At 64.7% G+C, this 17,177-nt stretch carries 17 protein-coding genes; 6 read left to right on the top strand and 11 right to left on the bottom strand.

The genetic code is table 11. The features are described 5' to 3' along the window. Positions 1–120 precede the first annotated feature (120 nt). From IHV84_RS14340 to IHV84_RS14325, 4 genes are all read right to left on the bottom strand, one after another. Positions 121–444 carry a YnfA family protein gene (locus IHV84_RS14340; protein WP_198847365.1) on the bottom strand — a complete coding sequence of 108 codons (324 nt, stop codon included), beginning with the start codon at positions 442–444 and terminating at the stop codon, positions 121–123. A 66-nt stretch (positions 445–510) separates the two neighbouring features. After that, positions 511–1,470, bottom strand: a complete 960-nt coding sequence (locus tag IHV84_RS14335; protein ID WP_198847364.1) for a diguanylate cyclase — start codon at positions 1,468–1,470, stop codon at positions 511–513. Between the two features lie 194 nt (positions 1,471–1,664). After that, positions 1,665–3,089 (bottom strand): FAD-binding oxidoreductase, encoded by a 1,425-nt coding sequence (locus IHV84_RS14330; protein ID WP_198847363.1) that lies wholly within the window; start codon positions 3,087–3,089, stop codon positions 1,665–1,667. 158 nt (positions 3,090–3,247) lie between these two features. Continuing rightward, positions 3,248–3,646 (bottom strand): EF-hand domain-containing protein, encoded by a 399-nt coding sequence (locus tag IHV84_RS14325; protein WP_198847362.1) that lies wholly within the window; start codon positions 3,644–3,646, stop codon positions 3,248–3,250. Between the two features lie 290 nt (positions 3,647–3,936). Between IHV84_RS14325 and IHV84_RS14320 the strand changes: the two genes are divergently transcribed. Together IHV84_RS14320 and IHV84_RS14315 are read left to right on the top strand one after the other, a co-directional pair. Next, positions 3,937–4,221, top strand: coding sequence for a hypothetical protein (locus tag IHV84_RS14320; RefSeq protein WP_198847376.1), 285 nt, complete (start codon positions 3,937–3,939; stop codon positions 4,219–4,221). A gap of 49 nt (positions 4,222–4,270) precedes the next feature. Next, positions 4,271–4,840 carry a cob(I)yrinic acid a,c-diamide adenosyltransferase gene (locus tag IHV84_RS14315; protein WP_044397232.1) on the top strand — a complete coding sequence of 190 codons (570 nt, stop codon included), beginning with the start codon at positions 4,271–4,273 and terminating at the stop codon, positions 4,838–4,840. A 53-nt stretch (positions 4,841–4,893) separates the two neighbouring features. Here IHV84_RS14315 and IHV84_RS14310 read toward each other — a convergent pair whose 3' ends face one another. The 3 genes from IHV84_RS14310 to IHV84_RS14300 form a co-directional block, all read right to left on the bottom strand. After that, positions 4,894–5,694, bottom strand: a complete 801-nt coding sequence (locus tag IHV84_RS14310; protein WP_198847361.1) for an SDR family oxidoreductase — start codon at positions 5,692–5,694, stop codon at positions 4,894–4,896. A 27-nt stretch (positions 5,695–5,721) separates the two neighbouring features. Beyond that, positions 5,722–6,723, bottom strand: coding sequence for a tripartite tricarboxylate transporter substrate binding protein (locus IHV84_RS14305; protein WP_198847360.1), 1,002 nt, complete (start codon positions 6,721–6,723; stop codon positions 5,722–5,724). Between the two features lie 71 nt (positions 6,724–6,794). Beyond that, positions 6,795–7,697: an oxaloacetate decarboxylase gene (locus IHV84_RS14300; protein WP_198847359.1), complete on the bottom strand. Its 903-nt coding sequence runs from the start codon at positions 7,695–7,697 to the stop codon at positions 6,795–6,797. Between the two features lie 243 nt (positions 7,698–7,940). Here IHV84_RS14300 and prpR point away from each other — a divergent pair, with 243 nt between their 5' ends. The 3 genes from prpR to IHV84_RS14285 all read left to right on the top strand — a co-directional run bounded on the left by prpR (position 7,941) and on the right by IHV84_RS14285 (position 11,758). Then, the gene (gene prpR, locus IHV84_RS14295) at positions 7,941–9,920 is read left to right on the top strand and encodes a propionate catabolism operon regulatory protein PrpR (RefSeq protein WP_198847358.1); all 1,980 of its coding nucleotides are present in this window, start codon (positions 7,941–7,943) and stop codon (positions 9,918–9,920) included. Positions 9,921–10,068: 148 nt separating this feature from the next. Next, positions 10,069–10,971, top strand: a complete 903-nt coding sequence (locus tag IHV84_RS14290; RefSeq protein ID WP_198847357.1) for a DUF6268 family outer membrane beta-barrel protein — start codon at positions 10,069–10,071, stop codon at positions 10,969–10,971. Positions 10,972–11,440: 469 nt separating this feature from the next. Continuing rightward, complete coding sequence (locus IHV84_RS14285) at positions 11,441–11,758, top strand: DUF4148 domain-containing protein (RefSeq protein WP_198847356.1); 318 nt, start codon at positions 11,441–11,443, stop codon at positions 11,756–11,758. A 99-nt stretch (positions 11,759–11,857) separates the two neighbouring features. On the opposite strand, the gene IHV84_RS14280 is transcribed toward IHV84_RS14285, so the two are convergent. Beyond that, complete coding sequence (locus tag IHV84_RS14280) at positions 11,858–12,283, bottom strand: hotdog fold thioesterase (protein ID WP_044397243.1); 426 nt, start codon at positions 12,281–12,283, stop codon at positions 11,858–11,860. A gap of 490 nt (positions 12,284–12,773) precedes the next feature. Between IHV84_RS14280 and IHV84_RS14275 the strand changes: the two genes are divergently transcribed. After that, positions 12,774–13,928, top strand: a complete 1,155-nt coding sequence (locus IHV84_RS14275; protein ID WP_198847355.1) for an ABC transporter substrate-binding protein — start codon at positions 12,774–12,776, stop codon at positions 13,926–13,928. Between the two features lie 92 nt (positions 13,929–14,020). Here IHV84_RS14275 and IHV84_RS20815 read toward each other — a convergent pair whose 3' ends face one another. The 3 genes from IHV84_RS20815 to pcaD all read right to left on the bottom strand — a co-directional run bounded on the left by IHV84_RS20815 (position 14,021) and on the right by pcaD (position 17,124). Continuing rightward, positions 14,021–14,383 (bottom strand): hypothetical protein, encoded by a 363-nt coding sequence (locus tag IHV84_RS20815; RefSeq protein WP_370541289.1) that lies wholly within the window; start codon positions 14,381–14,383, stop codon positions 14,021–14,023. 181 nt (positions 14,384–14,564) lie between these two features. After that, entirely contained in the window at positions 14,565–16,079 is a 1,515-nt protein-coding gene (locus IHV84_RS14265; protein WP_198847354.1) for an acetyl-CoA hydrolase/transferase family protein, read from the bottom strand. Positions 16,080–16,311: 232 nt separating this feature from the next. After that, positions 16,312–17,124, bottom strand: a complete 813-nt coding sequence (pcaD, locus tag IHV84_RS14260; RefSeq protein WP_198847353.1) for a 3-oxoadipate enol-lactonase — start codon at positions 17,122–17,124, stop codon at positions 16,312–16,314. Positions 17,125–17,177 lie beyond the last annotated feature (53 nt).

Raw genomic sequence — 17,177 nt, 5'->3', positions numbered from 1 at the left:
AGTCCACGCAGCCTTTGCGGCGTGCGCTGCCCCGACCAGCGCACCCGTGGAACCGGCTCTGCCGGGCCACCGGGTGCGTCCCCTTGGGGGGAAGGCGCCGAAGGCGACTCAGGGGGGCTCTCAATACTCTGGCTGCAGCATGATGATCGCCATGCCTGCCAGCGCCACCAGCACCCCCGCCACATCCCACGCCGTGGGGCGGATGCCGTCCACCGCCCACAGCCAGGCCAGCGCCACACCGATATACACCCCGCCATAGGCCGCATACACCCGGCCTGCGCCCGCCGTGTCGTGCAGGGTGAGCAGCCAGGCAAACAGCGCCAGGCTGGCCGCCGCAGGCAGCAGCAGCCACACCGGCTTGCCCTGCTTGAGCCACAGCCAGGGCAGGTAGCAGCCGATGATTTCGGCCAAAGCCGTGGCGATGAAAAGCAGCAAGGTCTTCATGGAGGAACGGGGGGAGCAGGGAGGGCGCGGAGAGAGGGCGCTGCGCTGCGCGCCCCCAGCGCAGGCTCAGCGCCGCGCGTGTTTGGTTTTGTACATCAGCGAATCGCCCTCGCTGATCAAGGCGCCAATCGTGTGGTGGCGCTTCGGGTCGAACTCTACCAACCCGTGGGAGAACGAAATGTCGTAGCCTCGCGCTTCGGCTTCGTTGGTGGCGTCCAGCGCCTGCTGCAGGCGTGCCATGGCGCTTTCGGCCGCGGCTTCGCTGTGGTTGGTGAGCAGCACCAGAAACTCGTCGCCCCCGAGCCGCGCCACCACGTCCGAGCCACGGAAGGCCTTCATCAGATGCTGCGCAAAGGTGACCAGCACCCAGTCGCCCTCGGCATGGCCCAGCTGGTCGTTCACTTGCTTGAGGTGGTCCAGGTCAATGAACACCAGCGCTGCCGGAATGTTCTGGCGCATGCACAACTGCAGGCTGTGCTGGGCCAGCATCATGAAACCCCGGCGGTTGGACAGGCCGGTGAGTTCGTCCACCGTGGCCCACTCAATGGCGGAAAACTCCCGCTCCACCATCAGGGCCAGGTCCACCAGCATCTCCACGTCTTCGTCGCTGAAGGCGCGGGGCTTGGAGTCGATGATGCACAGCGTGCCCAGCTTGCGCCCGCCGGGGCCGCGCAGGGGGCAGCCCGCATAGAACCGCACATGCGGTGGGCCGGCGACCAGGGGGTTGTCGCAAAAGCGCTCGTCTTGCAGCGCATCGGGGATGACAAAGGCGCCATCGCCCAGGATGGCGTGGCCGCAAAAAGAGATATCGCGCGGCGTCTCGCTCAGCTCCATGCCCGCGCAGGATTTGAACCACTGGCGGTTTTCGTCCACCAGGCTCACCAGCGCAACGTCCACCCCGAACAAGCGCCTGGCCATGCGCGTGAGGCGGTCAAACCGCTCCTCGGCGATGGTGTCCAGCACATTGAGTGAGCGCAACTCCGCCAGGCGAGCATCCTCATCCGGCGGGATATCGGGGGGTTTCAAGGCGATTCCTCCTGGCCAAGACTGTAACGCGTGTGCGCCGAAAGTGCATGCCCTGGGCTACGCAGCAGCAGGGTTGATGGGCAAGGCGCGCACCCGCCATCAGCCTTGCAGGAAAATAGGCCTCTAGCGCTTGCTGGATAAGCGCTACCAGCTATCAAATCAGGAGTGAAAGCGGGGTGGCAGCGGCCCTGTGGTCACAGCGCAAAGATTTTCCCTGGGTTCAGGATGTTCTTCGGGTCCAGCGCGCGCTTGATGGCGCGCATCATGTCCACCGCGCCTGCGCCGGCTTCGTCCAGCAAAAAGCCCATCTTGTGCACGCCCACACCATGCTCGCCGGTGCAGGTGCCGCCCATGGACAGGGCCCGGGCCACCAGCTTGTGGTTCAGGGCTTCGGCGGTGACGCGTTCTTCGGGGATGTTCGGGTCCAGCAGGTAGCCGAAGTGGAAGTTGCCGTCGCCCACATGGCCCACCAGAAAGTAAGGCAGGCCGCTGGCCTCGGCCTCGTCCACCGATTCGAGCAGGCAGTCTGCCAGGCGGCTGATGGGCACGCAGGTGTCGGTGCTGATGGCTTTGCAGCCGGGGCGGCTTTGCACGGCGGCAAAGTAGGCGTTGTGCCGCGCCGTCCACAGCCGGGTGCGCTCTTCGGGGGTGCTGGCCCATTCAAAGGCGTTGCCGCCAAATTCGCTGGCAATGTCCTGCACGGTTTCGGCCTGCTCCTTCACGCTGGCGGGCGAGCCGTGGAACTCCATCAGCAGCATGGGTTCTTCGCGCAGGGTGAGCTTGCTGTGCGCGTTGACCATGCGCACGCTGTGGCGGTCGATCAGCTCCACGCGCGCAATCGGCACGCCCAGTTGAATGATCTGGATGGTGGTGCGCACGGCCGCTTCAATGCTGGGGAAGGAGCAGATGGCGGCGCTCACTGCTTCAGGCAGCGGGTACAGGCGCACCGTCACTTCGGTGATCACGCCCAGCGTGCCTTCGCTGCCCACCATCAGGCGCGTCAGGTCGTAGCCCGCGCTGCTCTTTTTGGCGCGCGTGCCGGTGCGGATGATTTCGCCGCTGGCCGTGACCACTTCCAGCGCCAGCACGTTCTCGCGCATGGTGCCGTAGCGCACGGCGTTGGTGCCGCTGGCGCGCGTGGCGCACATGCCGCCAATGCTGGCGTCGGCGCCGGGGTCGATGGGGAAGAACAGGCCGGTGTCTTTGATGGCCTCGTTGAGTTGCTTGCGCGTGATGCCCGGCTGCACCGTCACCGTGAGGTCATCTGCGTTGATGCTGAGCACCCGGTTCATGCGGCTCACGTCGATGCTGATGCCGCCCTGCACGGCCAGCAGGTGGCCTTCGAGCGAGGAGCCCGCGCCGTACGGAATCACCGGCACTTCGTACTGGCTGGCCAGCTTCACGGCATCGGCCACATCTTGGGTGCTTTCAGCAAACACCACGGCGCTGGGCGGGGGCGCCTGCAGCGAGCCCTCGTCGCGCCCGTGCTGTTCACGCACGGCCTGGGCCAGCGAGCACTGCGCGCCAAAGCGGGCCTGCAGCGCATCAATGAGCGCCTGGGGCACATCGCGCAGTTGGATTTGCGGGAGCAGGTGGGCAGCGGCGGTGGGGGCGTTCATCGGTGTCTCCAGGGGCAGTGGGCCAGTGGCATTGATTCTAGGGGGGCTGCCGCCAGCTTGCAGGGGCGCCACCTTTGCCGCACGCAGCGCCCCCTGCCCACTGGAGAGGGCAGGGGGCGCTGTGCGCTTACCAACGACTGGAGATCGTGGAAGGGCTCTTAGGACTTGGCGCCCGCTTCAAACTCCTCGCGCGAGAGCATCTTGTCCTGGTTCTTGTCCAGCGCCTGGAAGCGCTCGCCAATCGCCGGGAAGGTCGATGCCTCCTGGGGGCTGAGCATGCCGTTGCGGTCGGCATCAGCGCGGTCAAAAGCCGCCGCTGCGCTGCTGGTGGGGGTCTTGCCGCCGCCAAAGGTGGCCTGGGGTGCGGCGGGGTTGCTGCTGGCTGGCCCGATGACGGACTTGGATGCTTGGGACGGGCTGCTGGTGCTGCTGCTTTGCGCCTGCACGGCGCCTGCGGCACCAAACGTCAGGGCGGCAAACAGCAAGACGCTGCTGGCTTCGAAATGGTGTGCCCAGGTGCGAGCGTGGGCGGGGGCAGTTCGTTGCGTCGTCTTCATGGATGCAGAGCTCCGGAAAGTTGAACAAGCCTGCATTGCAGCGCAGCATGGGCATGCAGGCCAGCACTTTTGCCGGCTGTTGCCCTCACCAACATTTGCCAGCGCCGTGTAACGGGTTCTGCTGCGGTGTGTGGTGCGCGTGTAAGCCCTTGTGAAGAGGGGTTGATGTTAAATTGGCCTGCAGCGCTTGATGGATAAGCGCAGGCAGCTATGAATAGCGTAGCAACATGGCTGACGCCAAGGGCAGGGCCGCAGGGGCACAATCGGGCTTTGTGTTCACCGGTGCTGCCATGACCCAAGCCTCTAAAGCCCTTCAAGCCCTCGCAGCCGTGGCTGTGCTCGTGGCAGCGGCCGCGTTGCTCAACCCGTCTGCCGAGCGCCACCGCAGCGAGATTCAGAAAACCCTGGCCGAGCGCAGTCCGCTGGCGGGTGCCCTAGGCCTGGGCGCGCTGGCGGCGTTTGTGTCCAACTACCATTCGTTGGGCGTGGCGTCGTACACCAGCATCCGGGGGCGCACCGTGTCGGTGGGCGTCATGGGCATGGTGTTCGTGCTCGATTCGCGCCAGGACCTGTGAGCCCGGCAGCGCCGCACTCTCATTCCCTACCCCCTTCAGGAGTTATTGCATGGGCAACCGCCTCACCGAAATTGCCACCCGCACCGGAGACGCCGGCACCACGGGCCTGGGCAACAACCAGCGGGTTTCCAAAAACAGCCTGCGCATTCACGCCATGGGCGATGTGGATGAGCTGAACTCGCACATCGGCCTGCTGCTGTGCGAGCCCCTGCCCGACGCTGTGCGCGAGCTGCTGGTGCAGGTGCAGCACCAGTTGTTCAACCTGGGCGGAGAGCTGTCGATTCCGGGCTTTGAACTGCTGAAGAAAGAAGCCGTGCTGCAACTGGACGAGGCGCTGGAAGAGCACAACGCGGCTTTGCCGCGCCTGCAGGAATTCATCCTGCCCGCAGGCACCCGCGCGGCGGCGCAGGCCCATGTCTGCCGCACCGTGGCCCGCAGGGCCGAGCGCGCCGTGGTGGCGCTGGGCAATGAAGAGGCGCTCAACGATGCGCCGCGCCAGTACCTCAACCGCCTGTCAGACCTGATGTTTGTGCTGGCCCGTGTGCTCAACCGCATGAACGGCGGTGACGACGTTTACTGGAAAAGCGAGCGGCTGGCGCGGCAAGAAGCATCGGAATAATTCCGCAAATGCCAGTAAGGCCCAGGGCTTGGTGAAAGGCCTGGGCTACAGCATCAAACCACCATGGGCGTGGCTGCGCCATCCATGGTGAGCACCACCCCTGTCACGTAGCTGGCGCGCCCGGATGCCAGGAACAGCACCACGTCTGCCACTTCTTCGGGCCGCGCCAGGCGCCCCAGGGGTACCTTGCGTGTGGCCTGCGCCAGCGCTTCTTCCTCGGAAATATGGAGCATGCGGGCTGTGGCCTGCATTCCCGATTGCAGGCGCTCGGTGTGCGTGGCGCCGGGGTTGACTGCGTTCACGCGCACGCCCATGGGGCCGTAGGCCGCCGCCATGCCCGCACTCACCAGCATCAGCGCCGCATTGGCTGCGCCGCCCGGCATGTGAATGGGGCTGGCCACTTTGCCACCGGCGCCCACCACGTTGACGATGGCCCCTTGCCCGCGCGCGCCCATCTTTTTGACCACCAGATCCAGCATGTGCACGTAGGTGAAGAATTTGGCGTTCATCGCGTCGTGCCAGGCCTGGGCGTTCAGCTCTTCTGGCGGCGTGCGGCGCGCCGCGCCAGCGGAGTTGACCAGTACGTCTACAGCACCAAAGGCGGCTTCGGCAGAGGCCAGGGCCGCGCTGGCCCCTTGCGGGTCTTGCAGATCAGCCGCGTGCAGATGGATGCGATCGTGGCTGCCTGCCACCGCTGCGCCCAGCCGCTGGCGTGCGGCTTCCAGGTGCTCCAGGCTGCGTGAGACCAGGCTCACGCGGGCGCCTTCGGCCAGAAAGGCTGCCGCACAGGCGTAGCCGATGCCCTTGCTCCCCCCGGTGATGAGAACGTGCTTGTCTTGCAGATTCAGTTCCATGCGTTGGCCTTCTTGTACTGGGATGCGTTATTCCACCGAGATGCCTGCAGACTTGACCACGGCGCCGTAGCGGTCCAGGTCGCGCCGGATTTCATCGCGGTATTGCTCGGGCGTTCCTGGGGCGGGCTCGATGCCCATCACGCGCAGCTTTTCGCGCACGGTGGCGTCGTTGAGCACGGCGTTCAACTCGGTGTTGAGGCGTGTGACCACCGCTGCAGGTGTGCCAGCGGGTGCCAGCAGGCCAACCCATGAATTGACCACGAAGTCTGGCACGCCGCTTTCCACGAAGGTGGGCACATCGGGCAGGGCGCTGGTGCGCTGCGCACTGGACACCGCCAGCGCCTTGAGCTTGCCCGACTTCACATGCCCGTGGGCCCCGGCCACGGCGGTGTAGACCAGCGGAATGGTGCCGCCCAGCACATCGGTCATGGCCTGACCGCCGCCCTTGTACGGAACATGCGTGAGGTTGGCGCCCGTGCGCAGTTTGAGCAGCTCGCCCGCAATGTGCGGCGTTCCGCCAGTGCCCGAGGTGCCAAACGACAGCCCGCCGGGGCGCGACTTGGACAGCGCGATCACATCTGCCAGGCCCTTGACGGGCACGTCGGGGTTGGCCACCAGAATGAGGGTGGCATCACCGATCTTGCCCACCGGCGTGAAGTCCTTGACCGTGTCGAAGGGCAGCTTCGAGAACACATGCGGGTTGATGACCATGGTGCCGTCAAAGCCCAGCACCAGCGTGTAGCCGTCGGCGGGGGCGGCCTTGGCCAGTGCGGTGCCGATGTTGCCGGAGGCGCCCGGCTTGTTGTCCACCACCACTTGCTGCCCCAGCCGCTTGCCCAGGTTCTCTGCAATGAGGCGGCCGCTGGTGTCGGTCACGCCCCCAGGCGTGAAGGGCACGATGAGGCGGATGGGCTTGCTGGGCCACTGGTCTTGCGCGTGCACCGTAGTGTGCAGCAGGGGGCCTGCGCACAGGGCGGCAGCCACGGCGATCATGTGGCGCCGGCGGTTCGAGAGGGGCAAAAGCTTCATGGTTGTCTCCTGATGTATTTATGGGAATGGGGTGCGCGGTGTGCGGCGCGGCAGTCAGTGCCGTGAGCGCCTCAGGGCGTTTCGGCGTACTGGCGTTCAAAGGCCCAGACGTCTTCAAAGCCCATCAGCTGGGTCAGCTCTGAAAACGGCATCAGCGCGGTGCTGCCCGCTGCCGAGGAGCCCTGGCGCTGCAACTGGGTGTAGACCTGCTTCATGGCCTGGGTGGCCGCGAGCAGTGCCGTCACCGGGAAAATGGCGAGCTTGTAGCCAATCGCCTGCAGTTCCTCGTGGGGGAGCACCGGGGTGCGCCCGCCTTCGACCATGTTGGCCAGCAAGGGCTTGTCCACGCTGCGGCCAATCTGGCGCATCTCTTCCTCGCTTTCGGGCGACTCCACAAACAGAATGTCAGCCCCGGCGCGTGCGTAGGCCTCGGCGCGGCGCAGGGCCTCGTCCAGGCCCAGGCTGCTGCGCGCATCGGTGCGGGCGATGATGAGGAAGTCGGGCGATTGGCGGCTCTCCACCGCCACGCGGATCTTGCGCACCATGTCTTCCATGGGGATGACCCGCCGGCCGGGGGTGTGCCCGCATTTTTTGGGGTACTCCTGATCTTCAAGCTGGATGGCCTGCGCCCCTGCAGCTTCGTAGCCTTGCACGGTGTGGCGAACATTCAGCAGGCCGCCGTAGCCTGTGTCGCCATCGGCGATGAGCGGGGTGCGCGCCATGCCTGCCATGGCTTTGACGCGGCCCACCATGTCCGAATAGGTGGCCAGGCCCGCATCGGGCAGGCCCAGGTGCGATGCGACTGTGCCGAAGCCGGTCATGTACAGCGCATCGAACCCAAAGGTGTCCGCCAGCCGCAGGGACACCATGTCGTACACGCCCGGCGCCGTGACCAGGCCGGGTTGGGACAGGCGCTCGCGCAGCGTGCGGGGCGCGGCAGCTGTGGGTTGGGAAGAAGCAAGGTGTTGGGTCATGAAGAAAAACGTAAAGGTTGCGGGGGCACCGGAATCGGCAATGTTGTGTCCAGCCCTACGCACGAGCCATGCCAAGCCTGGATGGGGCTTGAAACGGCGTTTTGAAACGCTTTTTGTCTCGTGGCGTTTCATTGTGAGGGTGATGTGAAACAATCGGCACAGTGAGTCACCTAAAAAATGAAACATCTGGCGGCACCATGCAATCTGTGTTGAATCTCAGGGCGGCTAACGCCCGTTGTTCCCATGAGGGCTGACCTGTACCCCGCGACGGGGCTGCCCCGGTTGTGTTTTGTCAGCTATCGGCAGATTCGGCAGATGGCGATGCCGATCATTGCGGAGTACAGGGACCGCGCCGACATCGAGGTGGTGGACGGCAGTTTCGATGTGGCCCTGGACCTGGCCCGGGAGCGCCTGGAGCGCGGGCAGGTGGACGCTTTCGTCAGTGCCGGATCCAATGCCAGTCTGCTGCGCCGGGGGTTGAGTGCGCCGGTGGCCACCATCCAGCTCAGCGGCTTTGACATCCTGCAAGCCTTGATCCGCGCCCGAGAAAAGGCCAGCCGTGTGGGCATCGTGATGTACGGCCAGACGCTGCCAGAGCTGGAGGCCGTGAAGAGCCTGCTGAATGTGGACCTGCGGCAGTACGCCTATCACACGCCCGATTCGGCGCGCGCCTGCATTCAGCAGTTGCGCGCTGACGGCATCGAAGTGGTGGTGGGCTCCAGCCTGGTGGTGGAGCTGGCCGAAAACGCGGGGTTGGTGGGCTTGCTGGCGTATTCGCGCGCCAGCATCCGGCAGGGGTTTGAGGATGCGCTGGAACTGGCGCGCGTGGCGCGGCTGGAGGCCGGGCGGTATGAGCAACTCAACACCGTGCTGCGCACGCTGCAAGACGCGGTGCTGGCGGTGAATCAGTCCGAGCAGATCATCGCCATCAACCCTGCCATGCAGCGCATCCTGGGGCTTTCGCAAGCCCCGCGCCTGGGCACGCCGCTGAGCGCGGTGACTTCTGATATCTCGCTGCAACCCACGCTGGAGCGGGGGCAGGCCGAGCATGGGGTGGTGTTGCGCCTGAAGGGCCGCGACTGGATTGCCAATCGCACCCCCATCCAGGAACATGGCCGCACCATGGGTGCGGCGCTGACGCTGTACGACGCGAGCACCATCCACGAAGCGGACAACAGCCTGCGCATTCAGCATCGCCGAGCGGACCATGCCGCGCGCTACCACTTCGAGAGCCTCCGGGGCTCCAGCCCGGCCCTGCTGCGCGCAGTGGCCAGCGCGCGCAGGTATGCAGCCACGCCCTTGAATGTGTTGATCACGGGCGAGAGTGGCACCGGCAAGGAGTTGTTCGCACAAGCCATCCACAACGCCAGCCCCCGTGCCACCCGACCGTTCGTGGCCATCAACTGCGCGGCTTTCCCGGAGACTTTGCTGGAGAGCGAGCTGTTTGGGCATGAGGAGGGCGCCTTCACGGGGGCTCGCCGTGGCGGCAGGCGCGGCCTGTTCGAGGCGGCCCACACGGGCACCCTGTTTCTCGACGAAATTGGCGACATGCCGTTGACGCTGCAAACACGGCTGCTTCGTGTGCTGCAGGAACGCCGGATCACACGCCTGGGCGCCAATCACGCCATTCCGGTCGATGTGCGCGTGATTGCCGCCACCCACCAGGACCTGACAGATCTGGTGGCCCAGCGCAGCTTCCGCCAGGATTTGTACTACCGGCTCAACACCCTCCGATTGCAGCTCCCCGCGTTGCGGGACCGCAGGGAAGACATCCCAGCGTTGGCGCAGCACCTGCTACGCCAAAGCCTGGCCCGGCTGGGTGTGACGCACACCCCCGCAGAGGCCGTGCTGCATCGCCTGGGCGACGCCCTGCAACGCCACGGCTGGCCCGGTAACGTGCGCGAGCTGGAAAACCTGTGCGACCGCTTGGCGGCGCATCTGGCATCGCACCGCAGCATGGACACCGTGGATTGGAGCGAGCTGCAAAGCGAGTGCCCCGAGCTGCTGATGGCACCCAGCGACCTGGCGGCCCAGCCCGAGCGTGCATCCTCAGGCGCTGCAGCGCTCACACCCACCCTCTCGCCTCCGACTGACAAGCACCAGCGCCGCCGCGAGCAGGCGCTGGCGGCCCTGGAGGCGCATGGAGGCCACCCGGGCGCAGCGGCGGCCGCTCTGGGCGTGAGCCGCGCGACGTTCTGGCGCTGGTGTCGTTGGCAGGCCTGACCATATCGGCAGTGCGCCATCGTCCTGGGGCGGCGCCGACCCGCGCGAGCCCGTGCCCCTTCGCCGCTCGGGCATTCATGGCACCCGTGTTGACGACATCACGGGCTTGGTGTCCAATGCGCCGGTCTTCACTCATCTCCGTCCAACCATGCGTTTATCTCGTCTTTCCAGCGCGCTTGTCGCGAGTGCCACGTTGGGTCTGGCAGCCAGCGCCCATGCGCAAAACGGTGCATGGCAGCCCTTTGTTTCGGTCAGCCCGGTGTACCAGGGAAACAGCGATGTGGACGACGGCGGCCGCTTCAAGGTGGACGGCGTGACCGTGCGCGGTGGCGCTTCCACCACCTGGGGCGCGGGCAACCGCATCGGCGTGACGCTGAGTTACGACCAGTACGACTATTCGTTTGACAACGTGAGCGCCTTTGGGGCGCAAGCCCCCTGGGGCGACGTGCGGCGCTACGGCGTATCGGTGCCGGTGTCCTGGGCGTTGTCCAACGACTGGAGCCTGACCGTCGCCCCTTCTGTGGACTGGTTTGGCGAGAAAAGTGCCAGCAACAGCGAGTCCCGGGTCTGGGGCGCCATGGTGTCGGGGGTGAAGCAGTTTGGCGGCGGCAACCGCTTGGGGGTGGGCCTGGGGGTGTACGACCAGATCGAGAAGACCAGCGTCTTCCCGGTGGTGATCGTGGACTGGCGCCTGAACGACCGCTGGCGCTTGGTCAATCCGCTGCCCAGCAGCCCGGCCGGCATAGCGGGGCTGGAGCTGGACTACCGCTTCGACGGCGACTGGACCGCAGGCGTAGGCGTTGCCTACCGCAGCGTGCGTTTTCGGTTGAATGACCGTGCCTCGGCCCCTGGGGGTGTGGGTGAGGAAAGCGGGGTGCCGCTGTTCTTGCGCGTCACGCGCAATCTAGGCCCGCAAATGGCGCTGCACCTGTACGGCGGTGCCGTGGTGGGCGGCAAGCTGCGGCTGGAAGATGCCTCCGGCAATTTGATCAAGAAGCAGAGTTTCAAGACCGCCCCGCTGGTCGGGGTCTCTTTGGTGGGGCGTTTTTAGGCGCCAGAGCGACTGGCTGATGTGAATCACGCCACCCCGTGCGCTGGTTGCACGGGGTGGCGTTTTTCATTCAGTTCGATGCGTATGCCCTGTCTTTCTGGGGGGCTCAGTGCTTTGTCTGCACATGGTCTCGCATGTCTGTCTTGCGGTGCGTTGCAACGGCGCGCCGTTGACTTTGGATGGCTGGCATGGCTTACCACAGCCCTGTTGCCCACAGTGGAGGTGGGTATTTATCCATGTTGAAAATGGATCGAATCAGAAAGTTCCTGATGAATTATTTCAGTATTGTGAACATTTAGTTCCGCGGGAGGCGGTTTATCTCCGTAGTAACCCTAGATACAGTCACTCCCATCGATGAGCGACACGTTCAACTGCCACTCATCGACGCAGGTCGAAACCGGCGGCTTCCGCGAAAGTGGAACGCCGGGGACCGCATCTGAATGTTGATCTGTAAGACAGGATTTTGATCATGAAGAACTTCCGCACTATCGCCGCTCTCTCCTTGTTTGCCCTGGGCTCTGTGGCTGCCCATGCCCAATCTTCCGGTGCCTTTGGCGACAACTCCAACTACCCTGCTGCAGCATCCACTGCCAGCGCACTGACCCGCCACGCCGTGATCGCTGACTTGCAAGCAGCGCGTGTCAATGGCGGCATGCCCCACGATGCAGAAGGCTCTGACGTGGCCTACAGCGCTGCCGCCGTGAACAGCGCCCGCAGCCGTGCTGAAGTTCGAGCCGAAGCCATTGCCGCCCACAAGGCTGACCAGACCGTTCAAGGCGAACACTGATCTATTGCCGCCCCAGGCGGCACATGGCAAAACAAAGCCCGCAGACCTTTCGGCCTGCGGGCTTTGTTGCATGGGGCAGCAGGGGCGGCCCCCAGCGCGTCAGCCTTTGGGTGCGAGCACGGCCATGGTGATGCGTGACACGCAGGTCAGCTCACCCGCATCGTTCACCATGTCGATTTGCCACACCTGTGTGGTGCGGCCAATGTGCACCGGGCGGGCCGTGCCGGTGACCCAGCCGCTGGTAGCGGCACGCAAATGGTTGGCATTGATGTCCAGCCCCACGGCGCGGTGGCCCTCAGGGCTGGCATAAAAGGCGCCCATGGAACCCAGAGTTTCAGCCAGCACCACGCTGACTCCACCGTGCAGCAGCCCGAAAGGCTGACGCGTGCGCTCGTCCACCGGCACGCGGCCCCGCAGGAAGTCGTCGCCCACTTCTGTCAATTCGATCCCCAGGTGGCTGACGGCAGTGTTGGCGCCGCTCGCGGTCAGTTGCTCAACAGAGATGGGTTTCTTCCAGATGGACATGGTGTGTGGGGCTCCAGCGAGGGGGATGAAAGGACAGATGCCCGCAGTAACTGTGCCTGGGGCGACGCAAAGATTATCAGCAGGCTCGAAGAACCTGTTCAAAGTCTTTTTGGAGTTGCACAAGTGTCTGGCGGGGATGGGCTGCTAGGCGCAGCGCGCGGCCCACATTCATCCAAGGTGGCCCGTGCTATTGGCAAGCGGTGTAACACCGCAGACCGCCCGGCAAGCCGCTTGCCCGAAGGGTTGGAGTGAAATCGGGCCGATGAACTTGGAGCTTTGGCGCCCCGGCTGCTTGCATGGGCACCAGCCCATGCGGCGCATCCGTTGCATCCACTCATCCCGATTGCACTCCAATGCAATCTCCAAAAAGACTGTGAACAGGTTCTAAGGGTTGGCTCGGTGGTGCGAGGGGAAACCCCCCACGTACACTGATTAGTTGCTCCAAAAAGGGAGCGAGCCTTTGCGTTGAATTCTCGGGAGTTTGTTTTTTATGCAGCGTCGCCAATTTGTCACTATTGCCCCTCGCCTGGCCGCCGGCCTGGCTGCTCCTGCGCTGGTGCGCCATGCTTTTGCGCAAGACGCAGGCATCAGCAGCAAGAGCCTGACGATTGGGTGCTCGGCCTCCCTCACGGGCCCCCTGGCCGGGTTTGGGCGCGACATCAAGCAAGGCGCAGAAGCTGCGCTGGCGCAGATCAACGCGCGTGGCGGCATCCACGGCCGCATGGTGCAACTGCAGATTCTGGATGACGGCTACGTGCCGCAGCGCACCACCGAAAACGTCCAGCAGATGATCAGCCAGGGCAGTGCCTTTGCGCTGATGTCCTGCGTGGGCACGCCCAACAACGCGGGCATTCTGCCGATGATTGAGGACGCGGGCATCCCGTATGTGGCGCCATTCACCGGGGCTTCATCCCTGCGCAAGGGCGCCCGCAACGTGTTCCATGTGCGCGCCAGCTATACCGACGAAGTACGCCGCCTGGTGCAACGTCTGGCCGGCATGGGCCTCAAGGACATCGGCGTCGTTTACCTGGACAACGCCTACGGCCGCGAAATGCTGGAGGACTCCACCCGTTTCCTGGCGGAGCAAGGCCTCAAGCCTCTGGTGCAAGTCGCGTTGGCCACCGATGGCAAGAACCTGAGCGATGTGCTGGCCAAGGTGGGCCAGGCCCGACCTGCCGCCGTGTTGCTGGCCACGGCAGGTGCCGTTTCGGTGGAGCTGGTACGCGGGCTCAAGACGAACAACCCCGGTGTGCTCATGGCGGGCCTGAGCGTCACGCTGACCAGTGAAGGTCTCAAGCAGCTGGGCGATGCGGGCAGTGGGCTGGCCCTCACCATGGTCATGCCCGATCCCACTCGCGCCAAGACAGCCCTGGTGCGTGACTACCAGGCCGCCATGCGGGCGCGCGGTATTCAGGAGTTCAACCTGGGTACGCTCGAGTCTTACACCAACACCCGCGTGCTGGCCGAGGGGCTGGAGCGCGCCGGGGCCGACCCTACCCGCAGCAAGCTGCGCACCGCACTGGCCGGGATTCGCAACCTGGACTTGGGTGGACTGGTGATTGATTACTCCGGCCAGGCCCCCTACGTAGGTTCGCGTTTTGTGGACATGGGCGTGTTGAATGGAGCCGGGCGGTTTGTGGGTTAAGGGCTGCTGACACAGCGCCCCTGGCGCCGTTGTTCCGTCTTGTCGTAGCCATGTGCTACCTGAGACGGAACGCCCACCCGGCACGCATTCCGTTAACCGACCATGCGGCCGTTGGCTCCGAGAATTCCCAAGTCCACAAACCGTGAGCCGACATACGGCGCGCCGTTGCTGTAGTCCACGGTCATCCCGCCCATGTCGTGGCTGCGCACACTGGCGAGTGTCGCGCGCAGCTTGCCGCGGGTAAGTTCACGGCCGGCACGCTCCAGGCCTGCGTCCAGGCCCTGCTTCAGTTCGCGAGCCAGGCTGGCCAGAGGGCCCGTAGCGCCCAGCGAGCAGCCGACCGAAACCGTTTTGCTGTCCATGGGGTCTTGCAAACCCACTGCGCGGGAAGAGGTTGCCCAGAAAAGGCCTGTGCTGGCGGCCACCAGCGATTGGGTGAATTGACGGCGTTGCATGGTTTGTATCCGCAAAGAAAAAGAGCCGGCCTCTGATGGAGGCCGGCCTGTGTCGTAAAAGAATCGGAGAGCTTGAAAAGCCACAAGCCCAATAGAACTAGGGTTAACCCTTGCTTTACAAAATGACTGAGCTTTTCATTAAGCCCCTTTGCAGACCCTGCGTTCGCCTTGGATCAAGCGTTCAGCGCATCGACCCTGTTTCCACGTACTTCTGATGCCAGGACAGCGCCTCACCCAGCAGGTGGGGGGTGTGCTGACCCAGGGCGCTTTTGCGCGCCCGTGCCAGATAGTCGCGCAGGGCGGGGCGGAAGTCCGGGTGGGCGCATTTTTCAATGATGATTTCAGCCCGCTGTGTGGGCGAGTGCCCGCGCAGGTCGGCCAAGCCTTGTTCGGTGACCAGAACCTGCACGTCGTGCTCGGTGTGGTCCACGTGCGAAGCCATGGGCACGATGCAGGAGATGGCGCCGTCCTTGGCCAGCGAAGGCGTCATGAAGATCGACAGGTAGGCGTTGCGCGCGAAGTCGCCTGAGCCCCCAATACCGTTCATGATGGCCGAGCCCATGATGTGCGTGGAGTTCACGTTGCCGTAGATGTCGGCCTCGATCATGCCGTTCATGGCGATCAGGCCCATGCGGCGAATCAGCTCGGGGTGGTTGCTGATCTCCTGCGGGCGCAGCACGATGCGCTCTTTGTAGTAGTCGATGCGGTCGTTGAAGTCCTGCATTGCGGCGGGGCTCAGCGACAGGGCCGTGGCCGAGGCGCTGGCCAGCTTGCCCGAGCGCAGCATGTCCAGCATGCCGTCCTGCAGCACTTCGGTGTAGGCGGTGAGGTTTTCGAAAGGCCCGGCGTTCAGGCCTGCCAGCACGGCATTGGCAATGTTGCCCACGCCCGACTGCAGCGGCAGCAGGTCAGCGGGCAGGCGGCCCAGCTTCACTTCTTGCTGCAGGAAATTGATGATGTGGCCGGCAATGCGGTTGGACGTGTCGTCAGGCGCGGCATACACCGAGTTGCGGTCGGGCTGGTGGGTTTTGACCACCGCAATCACCCTGGAGGGGTCACAGCGCAGGTAGGGCTCGCCAATGCGCTGGTGCGGCTCCGTCATCTGGATGGGCCTCCGGTTGGGCGGAACATCTGTGCCGTAGTAGATGTCGTGCATGCCCTCCAGACCCGGGTTGTGCCAGGTGTTCACTTCCAGAATGATCTTGTCCGCCTGGTCGAGCCAGGTCTTGTTGTTGCCCACGGACGAGGACGGAATCAGGCGCCCGTCGGGCAGCACCCCCGCCACTTCCACCACCGCCACATCCAGCTTGCCCAGAAAGCCGAACCAGACGAACTGGGCCACGTGCGACAGGTGGATGTCCACGTACTGCATTTGCCCGGCATTGATCTGCTTGCGGCAGGTGGGGTCGGACTGGTAGGGTAGGCGCATGTCAATGCCGTCCACCTGGGCCAGCGCTCCATCCAGCTCGGGGGCAGTGGAAGCACCCGTCCACAGCCCGATCTTGAAGGGCTTGCCCTGAGCGTTTTGCTGCTGGATGAGCCGCGCCAAGGCCTGCGGAACCGCCTTGGGGTACCCCGCCCCGGTGAAGCCGCTCATGCCCACATGGGCACCTGCGGGGATCTTGGCAGCCGCTTCGTCTGCAGTAACGATGCGCGAAAGAAAGTCTGGGTACAAAACCCGGTCGGCAAGTGACATGGGAGAGAGCGAAGAAAGGGTGGGGGGAGGTGGGGCAATCGAACAGGGCTCACGTACCGTGAGCACCCGTGCGTCGCTTCAAAGAAGCGGAATGCTAACAAAAAGCCTCGCCTTGTTTAGGGGTTAACCCGAGTGGGTGGGTCAACCCTTGGCACTTGCTTCAAAGTCAGTTGCCCCCACCGCGCCAGGTTCCGGTGGTCCCTCATTCCCTCACCAAGGCTGCCGATGGCGCTCAAGCCTTGGCCGCGTGGGCCAGAAAATCCAGCACGGCTTGCTCAAAGGCCTGTGGCGCTTCCAGGTTGGAGAGGTGCGACGCAGGCACGACAGCCAGCGAAGAACCGGCGATGCTGGCCTGCATGGCCTGGGCGTCGGCCACTGTGGTCACCGGGTCATCTGCGCCGGCCAGAAGCAACGTGGGCACTGCAATGCGGCCAATGCTCTCCCGCAGGTCCGACGTGGCCAGGGCTTCGCAGCAGGCGGCGTAGCCTTCGGGAGCGATGCCTGCAATCCATGCCTGCGCGCGTTGGACGATGTCTGGATGGGTTTGGGTAAAGCCTGGGGTGAACCAGCGGCCGGGTGCGGAATCGGCCAGCGCCTGCATGGCGGCGGCACCCTGGCTGCGCACGGTGGCGGCACGCTCTTGCCATGCCTGTGCGGTGCCGATCTTGGCAGCGCTGTTGCACACGGCAATGCCGCGCATGCGTGCGCCAGCGTGCACCCCCAGCCACAGCCCGGTGTGGCCGCCCATCGAGATACCGCAGAAATATGCTTGGTCGATGTTCAGCGCATCGAGCAGCGCCAGCACATCCTGACCCAGGTCGTCCATGCGGTAGGGGCCTGGGGTGACAAGGCTGCCGCCATGGCCGCGCGTGTCGTTGCGGATCAAGCGGTGGCTGGCGGACAGCGCGGCCACTTGCGCATCCCACATCTCCAGCGTGGTGCCCAATGAATTGCTCAACACCAAGGCAGGTGCGTCAGGGCTGCCGTCGATGGCAACGCGGAAGGTGCCACGGCTTGTGGTGAGGAGGCTTGGGGGATTGCTCATGGTTTCTCCAGTTTCTTAGGGGGTGGCAAACGCCAAAAATCCCCGGCGCCAGG

Source organism: Acidovorax sp. IB03 (genome assembly GCF_016406015.1).
GTDB lineage: Bacteria > Pseudomonadota > Gammaproteobacteria > Burkholderiales > Burkholderiaceae_C > Acidovorax > Acidovorax temperans.
This window is presented reverse-complemented; position numbering and strand designations above follow the sequence as displayed.

Bases quoted from the DNA above. Each gene is read 5' to 3' on its own strand.
- IHV84_RS14340 (WP_198847365.1), bottom strand. From the start codon at position 444: ATGAAGACCTTGCTGCTTTTCATCGCCACGGCTTTGGCCGAAATCATC.
- IHV84_RS14330 (WP_198847363.1), bottom strand. From the start codon at position 3,089: ATGAACGCCCCCACCGCCGCTGCCCACCTGCTCCCGCAAATCCAACTG.
- IHV84_RS14325 (WP_198847362.1), bottom strand. From the start codon at position 3,646: ATGAAGACGACGCAACGAACTGCCCCCGCCCACGCTCGCACCTGGGCA.
- IHV84_RS14320 (WP_198847376.1), top strand. From the start codon at position 3,937: ATGACCCAAGCCTCTAAAGCCCTTCAAGCCCTCGCAGCCGTGGCTGTG.
- IHV84_RS14315 (WP_044397232.1), top strand. From the start codon at position 4,271: ATGGGCAACCGCCTCACCGAAATTGCCACCCGCACCGGAGACGCCGGC.
- IHV84_RS14310 (WP_198847361.1), bottom strand. From the start codon at position 5,694: ATGGAACTGAATCTGCAAGACAAGCACGTTCTCATCACCGGGGGGAGC.
- IHV84_RS14305 (WP_198847360.1), bottom strand. From the start codon at position 6,723: ATGAAGCTTTTGCCCCTCTCGAACCGCCGGCGCCACATGATCGCCGTG.
- IHV84_RS14300 (WP_198847359.1), bottom strand. From the start codon at position 7,697: ATGACCCAACACCTTGCTTCTTCCCAACCCACAGCTGCCGCGCCCCGC.
- prpR (WP_198847358.1), top strand. From the start codon at position 7,941: ATGAGGGCTGACCTGTACCCCGCGACGGGGCTGCCCCGGTTGTGTTTT.
- IHV84_RS14290 (WP_198847357.1), top strand. From the start codon at position 10,069: ATGCGTTTATCTCGTCTTTCCAGCGCGCTTGTCGCGAGTGCCACGTTG.
- IHV84_RS14285 (WP_198847356.1), top strand. From the start codon at position 11,441: ATGAAGAACTTCCGCACTATCGCCGCTCTCTCCTTGTTTGCCCTGGGC.
- IHV84_RS14280 (WP_044397243.1), bottom strand. From the start codon at position 12,283: ATGTCCATCTGGAAGAAACCCATCTCTGTTGAGCAACTGACCGCGAGC.
- IHV84_RS14275 (WP_198847355.1), top strand. From the start codon at position 12,774: ATGCAGCGTCGCCAATTTGTCACTATTGCCCCTCGCCTGGCCGCCGGC.
- IHV84_RS20815 (WP_370541289.1), bottom strand. From the start codon at position 14,383: ATGCAACGCCGTCAATTCACCCAATCGCTGGTGGCCGCCAGCACAGGC.
- IHV84_RS14265 (WP_198847354.1), bottom strand. From the start codon at position 16,079: ATGTCACTTGCCGACCGGGTTTTGTACCCAGACTTTCTTTCGCGCATC.
- pcaD (WP_198847353.1), bottom strand. From the start codon at position 17,124: ATGAGCAATCCCCCAAGCCTCCTCACCACAAGCCGTGGCACCTTCCGC.